Consider the following 15,505-nt stretch of genomic DNA (forward strand, 5'->3'; position numbering starts at 1 on the left):
CGCCCGCGCCGAGCCCCCGCCACGGTTGCCACCTCCCCGGTGGTGCCCTCCCCGGAACCTGCACAGCCAGCCGCCATGCCTGACGCAGCGTGGGCCCCACCCGGTCCGGACGAGCCGCTGGCGCTGGGTGCCAGCGCAGACGCACCCGAAGAGCCCGCCAGCGCCGCAGCGCCGCTGCTGCCCGACGGCGCGGCGCCTGCGCCTGCATCGCCACCGGCATCGGCACCCGCCACTGGCGCCCCGATCGCGGGCGCGGGCGCGGAAGCCTCGTCCGCCGCGCCCCCTGCGGCCCCAGCCAGCGCCGCGGCACCCGCAGCCGTCCCGCCCCATGCCGCACAGGCCGCCAGCGCACCCGTGCAATTGCCTCCGCCAGCCAGGTTGGACTTTGAAGTCACCGGGCGCGCCAAGGGGTTTGCGTACCACGCCAGTGCCGAGCTGCTGTGGCAGCACGACGCCACCAGCTACAGCGCGCACCAGGAAATCCGGGTGCTCTTCCTTGGCTCGCGCTCGCAGGACAGTGTGGGCAGCATCACCGTGCATGGCCTGCAACCACGGCGCTTTGGCGACCGCTCGCGCAGCGAGAGCGCGGCCCACTTCGACTTCGCGAACCACCGTGTCACGTTCAGCGCCAACACGCCCGCCGCACCGATAGAGGCGGGCGCACAAGACCGCTTGAGCGTGTTCCTGCAGCTCGGCGGCATGCTGGCAGCGGCTCCGGAGCGCTATCCTGCGGGCACCCGGATGGCGATGACCACGGTAAGCGCACGCGGCGCCGACGTCTGGACCTTTACCGTGGAGGGCGAGCAGACCCTGGACCTACCCATCGGCACGCTGCGCGCCGTGCAGCTGCAGCGCCTGCCCCGGCGCGACTACGACCAGAAGGCGCAGCTCTGGCTGGCGCCCAGCCTGGGCTACCTGCCGGTGCGCATTCGCCTGACCGAGGCCAACGGCGACTTTGCCGAGTTGAACCTGCAAAGCCGCGAAGCCCCATGAGCGACATCAGGCGCGGCCTGTAGGCGCAAACAGACAGTTCCAGAAGACATCACACCGCCTTGAACTCTGGCGCGTCAGATCCATCTGACAATGGTCCAATGGACGCAACCTGGGAGGAACGCCATGAACATGCTCTACGACTCGGATTCTTTTGTGGTGGTGCACATGCTGCCTGATGCCGACCGTCTGGAAGATGACTCCAAGGACGAGGCGCAGCCGCCGCAACTGGCCCGGCACGGGTTTGAAATCGTCGACAAGCGCACCGGCAAGGAGGTCTACCTGGACGGCTCCTGGGCCGAGATGTTCCAGTTGCAAATCCTGGCCTGGCAGCGAGAAGCCCCCACGCAGGAAGAAGTGGAAGACACGCTGGAGGGCTACACGGGCCTGGCACAGCACCCGGTGGTGGTGCACTGAAATTATTGCTAAAAAGTGCCTCTAGCGCTTATGGCTATTGCGGTAGCAGCTCTATAAAACATAGCAATCAAGCAGGTGCGCCGCGCCGCTTTTTCATGTCCTGCGCCATGGCCTCCAGGGCCACGGCGTCCATGGCGGCGCGGGCCGCCGGGTAAACCAGGTTTTCCTCCAGGCCAATGTGCTCGGCATAGCCGACGGCAAATGCCGCCAGCGCAGCCTCTTGCGCTACCGAAAACTCCGTGATGCGGCCTTCCGCCAGCGCCAGCAGCGCAGCGCGCGCCAGTGCCCAGCGCCCGGCCATGGCAACGTGGTCTGCCTGCAGGCGCGCCACGGCGGCCTGGATACCCGGCTCCTGGCTCGCCTGCAAGGCCGGGAAGACATGCCGCTCCTCGTCTTCGTGGTGCAGCGGCGCCGCGATGTCAAAGTAGCGCAGCACATCACGTGCGGCACTTTGCGCCGAAGCGTCACAGCCCTTGGTTTGCAGGTGCTCGCGCAGCCGCTGCTGCAAGGCCAGCGTGCGCTGCACGCGCTCGTGGCAGGCCTCCAGCATCTCGAACGGGGTGTCGAACCCCACGGCCGGCGCACCAAAGCCTGGCAGGGGGATACCGCGGGAAAGACTCGCCACCGTCAGCCGATCTGCACCGCGTGGCCCCTGCGGTCAAAGGGGATCAGGCCGGTATGCACGCCGCGCTTGATGGCGTCCACCATGCGCTCAAGCGGCGCCTCGGCGTCCTCGCTGGTGGGTGCGCGGTTGAGTGTCCCGGAAAGCGCGGCAGCAAACACCAAGGCCCATTCCTGACCGAACTGCGCGGCTTCCTGCACCAGGGTATCGAACGAATCGAGCTCATCGGGCGCCTTGTCCACGCACATCTGCGGCACCAGCGCGCCGCCTTCGCCCTGGGCAAAGCGTTCGCGCTGCGCGGGCGTGGCGTCGTCGGGCAATTCCACGCCGGCAAACACGAACAGCAGGCGCTGGGGCTCAGCCTGGGCGCGTGCCGCCTGCAAGAGCTCATCAAAACGGGAGATTTCCATACCGGGGCTTCCAAAGTTCAATAGAAAAAGGCAGCTCGGTCAGCGCTTTTCGGCGCCCAGCACCGAGCAATAGGACGCAGGCTGCGGGCGCACGCGAGCGCGCTTGGGCGCAACCACCGTGCCGATGTTGACGAAGCACAGCGCCTGCTGGGACTCATTCAGGCCAAACAACGCGCGCAGCGCTGCCGAACCCAGGGCCTTGCCGCTGGTGAGCGCGGAGCCAAAGCCCTGGGCCGTGGCCATCAGCAGCAGGTTTTGCACCGCGCAGCCGGCCGAGACAATGCGCTCGGCGGGCTCGATGTCGGCGTCGCCGCACGCCAGATCGACGACCACCAGCAGCAAGACAGGCGAACGAAAAGCCTTCTCACGCGCCTGCTCCACCTGCTCGGGCGTGGCCTGGCCATCGCGCGTGCGCAAAGCCTCGCCAAAAGCGTCGGCAAGGGCGCTGCGGGTGTTCTGCGGCACCTCAATCAGGCGCCAGGGCTGCAGTTGCCCATGGTCGGGGGCATGTGCGGCAGAGGCCAGAATCTGCGCCAGTTGCGCATCACTGGGCGCGGGAGCCCCCAGGCGCTTGGGCAGTATGGTCTGGCGCGCCTGCATCAGGGAAGCGGCAAATGCGGCGCATTCCTGACCAGATGCCAGCGCAGCGGGAGTGACCTCGTCCTTCATGCCGCCATTGTCACCCGGCGCGTCCGTCGGGCCGCAGCCGGCCATACCAAGACCCCAGGCGCAACGCCCAAACCAGGGAAATAGTCGCCCACAGCATGGCCGCCAACGCCAGCAGAGCAGGCGTGGCAGGCCCCCCAAGCGCAGCCGCGACGCGCAATACCGTGGCCAATTGCAGCAGGTTGAACAGGGCCCATAGCACGGAGTCGGCCACCTGCGAGCGGCCGCTGTTTCCGCAGGACACCCTTGTCACCATCGCCAGCATCAGCGAGGCCAGGCACCCCATGGTCAGTGCATGCAAGGCGCCAAGCTGCCACTGCGGGTGCCCCAACAGCGCTGCGCCACGGGCAACGCCGTGGAGCACAAAGGCCAAGCCCAGCCAGGCAAACCCAAGATAGAACATGCGCAGCAGGCGGTTGCGCAGGCTTTGCCGCTTCGCCCACCCCCAGGCACGCCACAGCAGCACGCTGCCAAGCGCCAGCTCCAACACGCCGTGCAGCAAGGTCCAGGCCCCTACCCACTCGGTTGCGGCCGCAAGGACGGCGTCCACCCAAACCGCCAACGCTTCAAAAGCCGCCGCCCCGGCCAGCAGCGCCAACGCACCCCATGGATGGCCCTCGTGTGGGCCAGGCGGTGAGAAGAAAGGCAGCATGCGGTGCGCAACCGTGACAAACACCAGCGCAGCGAAACCCCACAGAGCGCTCAACACAAAATGGCGCGCCAGGCCCCATTCGCCAAGGGCCACGCTCGCCGCAAGGCCTGCCGCGCAGCTTGTGCCCACGACAAAGGCCACGCCCACCATGCGTGCGTGCTTCTGGTCTTGCGCCCGGCTGCACAGCAACAGGCGCCAGAACGACACCGAGATCCACGCCATGGCGGTGCACGCAAGCACGGCGCCGGCACACGCGGCAGCACGGCTCGCGTGCGCGCCGCCCAGCCAGACCAGCCAGCCGCCCGCGAGCAACGTCAGCGGCGCACGCAGCACGCGCACTGGCCGTGGCTCGACACGCAGCCACTTCGGCCCTGCTGTAAAAAGAAAGCCCGAGAAAAATAGCGGAAAAAACCCAAACACCATCAAGGCGGCGTGGGTCAGCGACACTGGCACGGCACCCGCATGCACGGCCACATTCGATAGTTGGCTCACTTGCACCCAAGCCCACCACAGGCCCGAAGCAGCCAATAGCACCATGGCGAGAAAGAACGCCAGCCGGTGCGGTGCCAGCAACAGGTGGCGAGGGTGCCAGCGCAAGTCCAGCCCGGCCAGCACCTCGGGCGCGGGCTTTGCGGAGCCAGGCTTTACCGGCACGCGGCGGGGTGCAGGCTTAGCCGCAAGAACCCAGGTGGCCGCACTGGGTGCAGTAGTCGCAGCCGTCCTTGCGAATCATGGCGTGGGCGCCGCATTCACTGCATTTCTTGCCGGCCATGACCGGCGGGACCGCTGTCAACACGCCTTCGCTGGCAGTTGCCTGCTCTTCGCTGTGCAGAGGCCGGGCGCGCCGGGCGAGGATGTTCTGGATGGCGTAGGCAATGGCCGCCACCTCGGAGTCATGCCACATCGGCACCTTCGTGCCATCGGCCTTCTGGTGCGTGCCCAGGCGCACGGGTCCGCGGTCCCAGGCGACCTTGCGCATGTCGCTGAGCGCTCGCTCCAGAAAACCGCCACGCGCAGCGAGTGACAGCAGGCGCATGCTCGATGTCACCCACTGCTGAGATTCGCCACTTTGGCCCACAGGCATGAAGAATTCGATGGCGCGGTCAACCAGTCCCCCGGTCTCAGGGTCCGGCACGGGCAGGAAAGACACCACCAAGTACAGGCGCTTTTGTCCTTCTTGCGTCCAGTAGTCGACCTTTTCGGCAACGGCGGACAAAGCGCCTTTAGGGCGGCTCTCGATCACCGTGCGCATGGGGTCCACCGGTGCGGGTGCGGGCGTGATCTGCCCGGCGCTTTCTGGCACTGCATGGACCTCAAGCACCGAGCCGAGGATGTTGTTGGGCCGGTAGGTGGCCAAACCCTTGAGCTTGGCGCGCCAGGCCTGCAGGTACAGGCCCTTGAAATCTTCGTAGGGATAGTCGGCCGGGATGTTCACCGTCTTGGAGATGGCGGTGTCCACGAAGGGCTGCACCGTTTTCATCATCGCAATGTGGCCTTCGGCCGACATTTCCAGCGCGGAGACGAAATAGTCGGGCAACTGGTTCACGTCGCCCCCCAGCTCACGGTACAAGCGCCAGGCGTGATCTTCGACCGCGTATTCAGCCATGGAGCCATCGGCTTCGCGCTTCTTGCGCTTGTACATCCAGGAGAACGGCGGTTCGATGCCGTTGGAGGCATTGTCGGCAAAGGCCAGGCTCACAGTCCCCGTAGGCGCAATCGACAGCAGATGGCTGTTGCGGATGCCGTGTTTGCGGATGCGCGCTTTGAGCGTTTCGGGCAGGCGGCTAGCAAACGTGCCTGTTTGCAAATAGCCATCGGCCTGGAACTTTGGAAAGGCACCTTTTTCAATGGCCAAGTCGACCGATGCGGCGTACGCCGCATCGCGCATATGCTCGGCGATGCGCGCCGCCATGGCGCGGCCCTCATCCTTGTCGTAGCGAACACACAGCATGGCCAACGTGTTGCCCATGCCGGTAAAACCCACGCCAATGCGGCGCTTGGCATGCGCTTCCTCGCGCTGCTGTGGCAGCGGCCAGAACGTGACGTCGAGCACGTTGTCGAGCGCACGCACTTGCAGCGCCACGGATTTCTCGAACGCAGCGAAGTCGAACGCCGGTACGCCGTCGAAACCAAAGGGATGGCGCACGAAACGCGTCAGGATGATGGGGCCGAGGTCGCAGCAACCGTAGGACGGCAAAGGCTGCTCGCCGCAGGGATTGGTGGCGTTGATGTCCTCGCAATAATGCAGGTTGTTGTCGGTATTGATCTGATCGAGGAACAGAATGCCTGGTTCAGCGAAGTCGTAGGTGGACTTCATGATGGTGTCCCACAGCTCGCGCGCCGGCAGGCTTTCGTAGACCCATTTGCCATCGGCGCGCTGGTAGGCACCCGCCTGCATCACGGTAGCGCCGGGCCGCGACTTGTGCACCAGCTCCCAAGGCTGGTCGTCCTGCACGGCCTGGACAAAGGCGTCGCTCACGCCGACCGATACGTTGAAGTTGTTCCAGCGACCGGGCGTGCGCTTGGCCGTGATGAAATCCATGACATCAGGATGATCAATGCGCAGCACGCCCATCTGGGCGCCGCGGCGTGCGCCAGCACTCTCGACCGTGGAACAAGACTGGTCAAACACGTTGATATAGCTGCAGGGCCCCGAGGCCATCGAATGCGTACCCTTGACCTCAGCGCCGCGCGGGCGGATGCGCGAGAAGTCGTAGCCGACACCGCCGCCGCGCCGCATGGTCTCGGCGGCTTCGCGCAAGGCCTCGTAGATGCCGGGGAAGCCTTCGTCGTCCACGCCCTGGATGCAGTCGCCCACGGGCTGCACGAAGCAGTTGATCAGCGTCGCCTGGATGTCGGTGCCGGCAGCGCTCATGATGCGGCCCGCGCCGATGGCGCCCGCATGCATGTTGGCGAGAAACAGGGCTTCGTATTTGTCCCGCTCGCCCTCGGCTTCGACAGAAGCCAGGGCACGCGCCACGCGGCGGAAAAGATCTTCGGCGCTGGTTTCCCCCGGTTTGAGATACTTTTCCTGCAACACATCAAGGCTGATGGGTTGGGTGGCCGTGACGTCCTGCGCGCGGCCCAAGTCTTCTCTCTTCATGGTGGGAGTCCGTTGGTGGTATGAGAAAAACGCGCTGCGGAGCGCATCGGGCGAAGTCCACCCACTGCAAAAAGTGGGCTCGGAAAGCCGACGAAGTTTAGCCCTTTCGGGCTAACTCGGCATCCCAGAAGGCCTTCACTTTTTATGCTAGTCCGTGCACCAAAAACAGAGTGTTCTCAAGACTGGCGGGCACTTAGCGTGAACTGTTCGCAGAGAATATTTTTTAAAATTTTTCACCGGTCTCGGGATTTTCATCCGACAGAACCTGGCCATCGTGCTCAACATAGGGGTGGTAAGGGCCTGTACCGCTGTGCGTGGCTACCGACGCCGCTACGAAACCTCCGCTCTCGACGTCGAACACGTGCACTTCGCCATCTTCGATCACGTAATGCCAGCCGTGCAAGCTGATTTGGCCCTCCACTACACGCCGACGCACCATGGGGTAATCCATCAAGCGTTCGAGTTGCAGCACCACGGCACGCTGCTCGGTACGCCGTAGGGCGTCCGGTGTGGGAACCACCGGAAGCGCAGCATCGCGCCCCAGCTCTAGCCAGCGGCGCAGGTTGTTGGCCTCTGCCGGGACTTCCTCGTACAGCGCCTTGATAGCGCCGCAGTGGCTGTGCCCACACACCACGATCCGCTCGACCTGGAGGCTGAGCACGGCAAATTCGATTGCTGCTGCCGTGCCATGGTGGCCGTGCGAGCCGTCATAAGGGGGTACGAAGGCCCCTACGTTGCGCACCAGAAACAGCTCTCCCGGGCCTGCGCCCGTAAGCAAGTACGGCAGCAGGCGCGAGTCCGAGCACCCGATGAACAGCGTCGTCGGGTGCTGGCCGTCTTCAACCAGCGTCTTGAATTGTTGCCGATACTGGGGAAACGCGTCGCGGTTGAAGCTGCGCAAACGGTTCAGCAGAGCGTCGCCTGGCATGCTGGCGTCACTGCACCAGCGGCGAATCCGCACCTTCCATGTCCACACCCTCAATCTGCGCCGCACCCGTGAGCACCTGCAGGTACTGTCGCAGGGCGTTCACCCAGGTTTGCTGGCGCAGACTTTGCGCGGCCGCGCTTTTCACGGCTTCGAACGCCGGGCGTTCACCGGCTTGGCGTGCCACGACCTCGACCACGTGCAAACCAAAGCGGCTGTGTACCAGGCGAGCGAGTACGCCGATTTCGTTGGTGCCAAAAATATCGCGTGCAAATTCGGGCGCACAGTCGTTGCGAGTGAGCCAGCCCAGGTCCCCGCCAGCGGCACCGCTCGGGCAATTCGACCATTGCTTCGCCGCAGTTGCAAAGGTCGCACCGCCATCATCGGCGCAGCGCAGTTCGATCAATAACGCTTCGGCGCGCAGACGCAGCAGCGTGACGTCCACCCCTGGGGTGACGGCAAACAACACGTGGCGCAGATGCACCCGCTCCCCTTGGCCAAACGCGGCGGGATGCGCGTCGTAGTAGCGCCGACAGGTATCTTCCGATGGCTCGTCGATACGCAACTGCTGCTCCAGCAACTGTTCGATGGCGAGCGACGCAGCTTCGCTGGTGCTTCCATCGGTCAGTGGTGCATCGGCCATATCCAGCAACCCAGCCTTTTGAGCTTCCTGGCGCAAAAGCTCGGTGCAGGCACGCTGGCGCAGAGCTTCCTGGTCCAGTACCACATCCGCGTCGTGCAATGCCACACCATTGACGCGTGCAAGGCGTACATGGGCTGGAATGGGCGCCGCTTGCATGGGAGCTGGCTCGGACGCCAAGCTCACCGCAATAGCGTCGTACGCCGCCTGCTGTGCATCGCTGAGCACCTTGTTGGCGCTCGGCGTGTCCGAGCAGCCGCAACTGCCTGATCCGCATCCACTCATCTCATGCTCCTGTTTGCCAACGATCAGGCGCGATGCGCTGGGTTGTTATTGCCCGCGGGCACATTCAGCCGACGGGCGCGCACCAACTGGTAAGGCCGCAGAACATACCCGAGAGAGGCAAAACCGCTCCAGACATGTACCAAACGCGTGAACGGGAAAATCAAAAACACCGTCATGCCCAAAAACATGTGCAGCTTGAAAATCACACTGGCGGGCGCCAACAGTTCAACGGCACCACTGCGGAACGTGACAATGCGCTGGCCCCATTCGGCCAGCAACATCATCATGGAACCGTCGAGGTGCTGTGCCGACAAGGGAATGGTGGCCAGCCCCAGCGCCAGCTGAACCCACAGCAGCAGCAGCAAAACGATGTCGCTGGTCTTGGACGTTGCCCGGATGCGCGGGTCCGTCAGGCGGCGGTGCAGCAGGAGCGTGAGACCGATAATCCCGAGCGTCCCAGCCGTGCCGCCACTGATCATGGCCAGCAGTTGCTTGGAGCCTGCGGCAATGAAAGGCTCATAGATGAAATGGGGCGTAAGCATGCCGACAAAGTGCCCGAAGAACAGAAACAGCACCCCCACATGGAACAGGTTGCTGCCCCAGCGCAGGCTACCCGTTCGCAGCAATTGGGATGAATCGCTCTTCCAGGTGTACTGGTCACGGTCAAAACGGACCCAGCTACCGGCGAAAAAAACCGTCAGACAGATGTAGGGGTAGATACCAAACAACAGGGTATCGATCCAGGGGGTGGAAGTCATAGGGAGGCTCCTTCGGATGCACGGGGATTGCGGACGAAATGCAGCGGCTGTGCGGTTCCAGGACGCGCCTGGCCTTCGGTGCTGCAACCACCAAAAACCTCTGGTTCAGCCCAGGCTTCATCGATTTCTGGTTCTTCTGGCAATGGCACGGCCTGCACCTGTTGGCCCGAGACTTCGAGCACTGCGGCGATCACACTGGCGTACGGGCTCTCGCGCGTCAGCAAGGCGCTGAACACCAGGGTAAGGATGTGCGCCATTTCGGCAAGAAAATCACGCGCGACATCGGTCGGTTGGGTGGAAGCGAACTCCAGCACCACCGACAAATGGTCGGGCAATTCAGGCGCCTCGAATTGCAGCCCTGCACGCTCGTAGGTCTGCAACAGGTCGATCAAAGCTGGGCCGCGGTCGCGCGAATCGCCATGCACATGCTCGAACAGATGCAGCGAGGTCTGGCGACCCCGATCGAAGGTATCGACGTAGCGCGCTTCGGCGTCCATCGGGTCCTGGCGCGCAATCTGCTCGCACAGAGCCTGTAGCTCATGCAGACGTTCAGGTGTCAGCGCCTGTTCGGCCGCAAGTGCGTCGGCCAGCTGCGGCAGCACCGCACGCAATTCTGCATCCGGGTAGCCGATCAGCCGCCCCAGCGCACGCAAGGTCAGGCGCAAGGATGCGGGTGGTTTATTGAACATGATCCGTTCCTTAAACCATCGCCTTGATCGGGATGGTGCGCGGCTTCTTCCCGCCAAAGATGCTGACATCGGTGGAGCCATCAGAGCAGCCATTGCCAAACGAGAACCCGCAACCGCCGCGCACGTCAAAGGTGTTTTCGGCGTATTCACGGTGCGTCGATGGGATGACGAATCGGTCTTCGTAGTTGGCAATCGCCATGGTTTGGTACATGTCCTCGGCCTCGTGCAGCGTAAGGCCCACCTGCTTGAGAACTGCCAGGTTTTGGCGCTGGTCGACATGCTTCTCACGCTGGTAGGCGCGCATGGCCAGCATGCGCTCCAGTGCGCGCACCACAGGCGCTGTGTCGCCAGCGGTCAGCAGGTTAGCCAGGTACTGCACGGGGATGCGCAGTTGCGAGACATCCGGAATCTCTCCGTTGGCACCCACGTGCCCGGCGTTGGCTGCAGCCGTGATAGGCGAGAGCGGCGGCACGTACCACACCATGGGCAGCGTGCGGTACTCGGGGTGCAGCGGCAGGGCCACCTTCCATTCAACGGCCATCTTGTACACCGGGCTCTTGCGCGCAGCCTCCATCCACATGTCGGGAATGCCGTCGATGCGCGCTTGCTTGATGATCTCGGGGTCGTTAGGGTCCAGGAAAATATCGAGCTGCGCCTGGTACAGGTCGCGGTCGCGCTCTACGCTGGCGGCTTCCTGGATGCGGTCTGCGTCATACAGCAGAACGCCCAGGTAGCGGATGCGGCCCACACAGGTTTCCGAGCACACTGTAGGTTGGCCGGCCTCGATCCGCGGGTAGCAGAAGGTGCATTTCTCGGCCTTGCCGCTCTGCCAGTTGTAATAGATCTTCTTGTACGGGCAGCCCGAGATGCACATGCGCCAGCCGCGGCACTTGTCCTGGTCGATCAGCACGATGCCGTCTTCCTCGCGCTTGTAGATCGATCCCGAGGGGCACGATGCCACGCAGGCCGGGTTCAGGCAGTGCTCGCACAGACGCGGCAGGTACATCATGAAGGTGTTTTCGAACTGGCCGTAAATATCCTTCTGGATATTGTCGAAGTTCTTGTCCTTGCTGCGCTTGGAGAATTCACCGCCCAGAATTTCTTCCCAGTTCGGACCCCATTCGATTTTCTCCATGCGCTTGCCGGTGATCAGGCTGCGCGGACGGGCCGTTGGCGGCGCCTTCATTTCGGGCGCTGACTGCAAGTGGGCGTAATCGAAGGTGAAGGGCTCGTAGTAGTCGTCAATCTGCGGCAGGTTGGGGTTGGCGAAGATGCGCATCAGCAGCTTCCACTTGCCCCCCTGGCGCGGAATGATCGAGCCATCGGCCGTGCGGCTCCAGCCGCCATTCCACTTGTCCTGGTTCTCCCATTCCTTGGGGTAGCCAATGCCTGGCTTGGTCTCGACGTTGTTGAACCAGGCGTATTCCATGCCGGGCCGGCTGGTCCAGACGTTTTTGCAGGTGACAGAGCAGGTGTGGCAACCAATGCACTTGTCCAGATTCAGCACCATGCCGATTTGTGCGCGAATTTTCATCGTGTTCTCCTGATTCTTATGCGTGCGCGGTGGCGGTGGCTTCGGCGGGTTCGTCCAGCCAGCCCACCCGATTCATCTTGCGAACCAGCACAAACTCGTCGCGGTTGGTACCGACGGTTCCGTAGTAATTGAAGCCATAGCTCAATTGTGCGTAGCCACCGATCATGTGCGTCGGCTTGAGCACGACGCGCGTGACCGAGTTGTGAATACCGCCACGGGTTCCGGTAATTTCCGAACCCGGAGTGTTCACGATTTTTTCCTGTGCGTGGTACATCATCACCATGCCCTCTTTGACCCGCTGGCTGACCACAGCGCGCGCGGCAATGGCGCCGTTCGCGTTGAACAGCTCCACCCAGTCGTTGTCGACAAGGCCGGCACGCGCCGCATCCACTTCCGAGATCCAGATGATGGGCCCACCACGGCTGAGGGTGAGCATGATCAGATTGTCGGTATAGGTCGAGTGAATGCCCCACTTCTGGTGTGGCGTGATGAAGTTCAAGGCAATCTCAGGATTGCCATTGGGCTTGACCCCCTCGACCGCCTGAAGCGCCTTGAGGTTCACTGGCGAGCGGTAGCTGGTAAACCCCTCACCAAAATCACGCATCCACGGGTGGTCCAGGTAGAACTGCTGACGTCCGGTCAGGGTGCGCCATGGAATCAGCTCGTGCACATTGGTGTAGCCAGCGTTGTAGCTGACCTTCTCGCTCTCCAGACCCGACCAGGTGGGCGAGCTGATGATCTTGCGCGGTTGGGCCTGGATGTCGCGGAAACGGATTTTCTCGTCCTCGCGGTGCAATGCCAGATGCACGTGGTCGCGTCCGGTCTGCTTGCCAAGCGCCTCCCAGGCCTTGCAGGCCACATGGCCGTTGGTCTCTGGAGCCAGCATCATCACGGTTTCGGTGGCGTCGATATCGGTCACGATGCACGGCATGCCTTGGGACACACCCTCTTCGCGCACACGGCCGTTGAGGTCACCCAGTTGCTCGACTTCGGTTTTCGTGTCCCAGCCGATACCCTTGCCGCCATTGCCGATTTTGTTCATCAGCGGGCCGAGGGCTGTAAAGCGCTTGAAGAGGTTCGGGTAGTCGCGCTCGACCACCGTGACCTGCGGCGCCGTCTTGCCCGGAATCAGGTCGACCTCGCCCTTTTTCCAATCGCGCACGTCATACGGCTGTGCCATTTCACCGGCGGTGTCGTGCATGATGGGCGTGAGGACCACGTCCTTTTCCACGCCCAGGTGCCCGACACTGACGTCGCTCACTGCCTTGGCAAACCCTTTGTAGATTTCCCAGTCGCTGCGTGCTTCCCAAGCCGGGTCCACGGCCGTGGACAACGGGTGGATGAAGGGGTGCATGTCGCTGGTGTTGAGGTCGTTCTTCTCGTACCAGGTGGCCGTGGGCAGCACGATGTCGGAATACAGGCAGGTCGTGCTCATGCGGAAGTCGAGCGTGACCAGAAGATCAAGCTTCCCCTCGGGCGCCTGCGTATGCCAGCGCACTTCCTGGGGTTTGGCGTCGCCTACACCCAGATCCTTGCCCTGCACACCGTGGGTAGTGCCCAGCAGGTGCTTGAGGAAATACTCATGGCCCTTGCCCGACGAACCCAGAATGTTCGAGCGCCAGACAAACATGTTGCGCGGCCAATTGACCGGGTTGTCCGGGTCTTCGCAACTCATCTTGAGCGTGCCGTCTTTAAGCGACTTGACGACGTAGTCCTTCGCGTCCATGCCAACGGCCTGCGCATCCTTGAGCACCTGCAGGGAGTTGGTTTCGAACTGGGGCGCCGAAGGCAACCAGCCCATACGCTCAGCACGCACGTTGTAGTCGATCATGGAACCGCTGTAGCGCGACTTGTCGGCCAGCGGAGAGAGCACCTCCTCCATGGCCAGCTTTTCATAGCGCCACTGGTCGGTGTGTGCATAGAAATAACTGGTGGCGTTCTGCTGACGCGGTGGACGAATCCAGTCGAGTGCAAATGCGAGCGCCGTCCAGCCGGTTTGCGGACGCAGTTTTTCCTGGCCCACATAGTGCGCCCAGCCACCGCCACTCTGGCCAATGCAGCCACACATCATCAGCATGTTGATGATGCCGCGGTAGTTCATATCGCAGTGGTACCAATGGTTCATCCCCGCGCCGATGATGACCATGCTCTTGCCATGCGTCTTGTCGGCGTTGTCGGCAAACTGGCGCGCAATGGCAATGATCTGATCGCGCGGCACACCCGTGATCTGCTCTTGCCACGCTGGCGTGTAGGGCGCATCGGCGTCGTAGCCCCCGTCCGGTGCTTCGCCCTGGAGCCCACGATTCACACCGTATTGGGCCACCTGCAGATCGAACACCGTGGCCACCATGACATCGCCGGAGATGCCGTCACCATTCAGCGCCAGTCGTGTCACGGGCACGCGGCGCACCATGATGTCGCCATCCGCCTGGGTGTTTGCCGGGAAGTTGGGGTTTTTCACACCGCCGAAATAGGGGAAGGCCACATCGGTGATTTCGTGCGCCTGTTCACCATCTTCGATCACCGAGAGCTTGAGTTTGACGTCGTTGGCGGTGCGTGCGTCTTTGTCTTCAAGGTTCCATTTGCCCAGGTCTGGCCGATCGTTGTCGCCCCAGCGGAAACCGATGGAACCGTTGGGCAAGGCCACCTTGCCATCATGCCCGTAGGCGACGGTCTTCCAGTCGGGGTTGTTCGCCTGGCCCAGCTGATCCGGGAAGTCGCTGGCGCGCACATAGCGGCCTGGCACCATGACCTTGCGGCCATCGTCCAAGGTTTTTTCTTCCATCACCACCAGCAGGGGCAGGTCGGTGTAGCGGCGTGCGTAGTCGTCGAAATACGCCGAGCGCTTGTTGAAATAGAACTCCTTGAGGATCACATGGCCCATGGCCATGGACACCGCAGCGTCGGTGCCTTGCTTTGGGTGCATCCACAGGTCGGCCAGCTTGGCGACCTCAGAGTAGTCGGGGGTGACGGCCACCACCTTGGCTCCCTTGTAGCGCACTTCGGTGAAGAAGTGAGCGTCGGGCGTGCGCGTCTGGGGCACGTTGGAGCCCCAGGCGATGATGAAGTTGGAGTTGTACCAATCGGCGCTCTCGGGCACGTCGGTCTGCTCGCCCCACACCTGGGGGCTGCTCGGTGGCAGGTCGCAGTACCAGTCGTAGAAGCTCATGCACACGCCACCGATCAGGCTCAGGTACCGGCTGCCGGAAGCGTAGCTGATCATGCTCATCGCCGGGATCGGCGAGAAGCCGATGATGCGGTCAGGTCCGTGCTTTTTGATGGTGTAGACGTTGGCCGCTGCAATCATCTGGTTGACTTCGTCCCAGGTGCTGCGCACAAAGCCGCCAAGTCCGCGTTGCTTCTGCCACTCGCGCCGCGCCGACTCGTTTTCGACGACAGCCGTCCAGGCTTCCACCGGGCCCTTGGCCACCGCCAGTGCAGCACGCCAGTGCTTGAGCAAGCGCCCACGCACCATGGGATATTTCACGCGGTTGGCCGAATACAGGTACCAACTGTAGCTGGCACCCCGAGCACAACCACGGGGTTCGTGGTTGGGCAGATCCGGGCGCGTGCGCGGGTAGTCGGTCTGCTGGGTTTCCCAGGTGACGATGCCCCCCTTGACATAGACCTTCCACGAGCAGGAGCCCGTGCAGTTCACGCCGTGCGTGGAACGCACGATCTTGTCGTGCGCCCAGCGATCGCGGTACGCTTTTTCCCAGGTCCGGTCTTCGCCATTCGTTTGGCCGTGGCCGTTGGAAAATTCTTCGCGGGGTTGCGAGAAGTAGGTCAGACGGTCAAGAAAATGGCTCATAGG

Annotated in this window: 13 protein-coding genes; 2 read left to right on the forward strand and 11 right to left on the reverse strand. The window is 63.1% G+C overall.

What is annotated here, in order from left to right; genetic code table 11:
• Both AC07ZH_RS05085 and AC07ZH_RS05090 read left to right on the forward strand, forming a co-directional pair.
• On the forward strand, positions 1-993 hold a 993-nt coding region (locus tag AC07ZH_RS05085), incomplete at its 5' end, for a DUF3108 domain-containing protein (RefSeq protein WP_495198834.1).
• Between the two features lie 123 nt (positions 994-1,116).
• Positions 1,117-1,407, forward strand: coding sequence for a BTH_I0359 family protein (locus AC07ZH_RS05090; protein ID WP_119110087.1), 291 nt, complete (start codon positions 1,117-1,119; stop codon positions 1,405-1,407).
• 67 nt (positions 1,408-1,474) lie between these two features.
• Here AC07ZH_RS05090 and AC07ZH_RS05095 read toward each other — a convergent pair whose 3' ends face one another.
• The 11 genes from AC07ZH_RS05095 to AC07ZH_RS05145 form a co-directional block, all read right to left on the reverse strand.
• Entirely contained in the window at positions 1,475-2,032 is a 558-nt protein-coding gene (locus tag AC07ZH_RS05095) for a hemerythrin domain-containing protein (protein WP_495198835.1), read from the reverse strand.
• 2 nt (positions 2,033-2,034) lie between these two features.
• Positions 2,035-2,439 (reverse strand): ribonucleotide reductase subunit alpha, encoded by a 405-nt coding sequence (locus AC07ZH_RS05100; protein ID WP_495198836.1) that lies wholly within the window; start codon positions 2,437-2,439, stop codon positions 2,035-2,037.
• Positions 2,440-2,478: 39 nt separating this feature from the next.
• Complete coding sequence (locus AC07ZH_RS05105; protein ID WP_495198950.1) at positions 2,479-3,108, reverse strand: nitroreductase family protein; 630 nt, start codon at positions 3,106-3,108, stop codon at positions 2,479-2,481.
• 10 nt (positions 3,109-3,118) lie between these two features.
• Positions 3,119-4,411, reverse strand: coding sequence for an NnrS family protein (locus AC07ZH_RS05110; RefSeq protein WP_495198837.1), 1,293 nt, complete (start codon positions 4,409-4,411; stop codon positions 3,119-3,121).
• A 16-nt stretch (positions 4,412-4,427) separates the two neighbouring features.
• Entirely contained in the window at positions 4,428-6,860 is a 2,433-nt protein-coding gene (locus AC07ZH_RS05115) for an adenosylcobalamin-dependent ribonucleoside-diphosphate reductase (RefSeq protein WP_495198838.1), read from the reverse strand.
• A gap of 223 nt (positions 6,861-7,083) precedes the next feature.
• Positions 7,084-7,788, reverse strand: a complete 705-nt coding sequence (locus AC07ZH_RS05120; protein WP_119110083.1) for a carbonic anhydrase — start codon at positions 7,786-7,788, stop codon at positions 7,084-7,086.
• 7 nt (positions 7,789-7,795) lie between these two features.
• Positions 7,796-8,710, reverse strand: coding sequence for a peptidylprolyl isomerase (locus AC07ZH_RS05125; RefSeq protein ID WP_495198839.1), 915 nt, complete (start codon positions 8,708-8,710; stop codon positions 7,796-7,798).
• Positions 8,711-8,733: 23 nt separating this feature from the next.
• Positions 8,734-9,468: a respiratory nitrate reductase subunit gamma gene (narI, locus tag AC07ZH_RS05130; protein WP_119110081.1), complete on the reverse strand. Its 735-nt coding sequence runs from the start codon at positions 9,466-9,468 to the stop codon at positions 8,734-8,736.
• Positions 9,465-10,157 carry a nitrate reductase molybdenum cofactor assembly chaperone gene (gene narJ / locus AC07ZH_RS05135; protein ID WP_119110080.1) on the reverse strand — a complete coding sequence of 231 codons (693 nt, stop codon included), beginning with the start codon at positions 10,155-10,157 and terminating at the stop codon, positions 9,465-9,467. Before narJ ends, narI begins: the two co-directional genes overlap by 4 nt.
• A 10-nt stretch (positions 10,158-10,167) precedes the next feature.
• Positions 10,168-11,691, reverse strand: coding sequence for a nitrate reductase subunit beta (gene narH / locus AC07ZH_RS05140; protein WP_119110079.1), 1,524 nt, complete (start codon positions 11,689-11,691; stop codon positions 10,168-10,170).
• 16 nt (positions 11,692-11,707) lie between these two features.
• Positions 11,708-15,502, reverse strand: a complete 3,795-nt coding sequence (locus tag AC07ZH_RS05145; protein ID WP_495198840.1) for a nitrate reductase subunit alpha — start codon at positions 15,500-15,502, stop codon at positions 11,708-11,710.
• Positions 15,503-15,505 lie beyond the last annotated feature (3 nt).

It is taken from the genome of Simplicispira sp. GW247-4R2A (genome assembly GCF_059424465.1).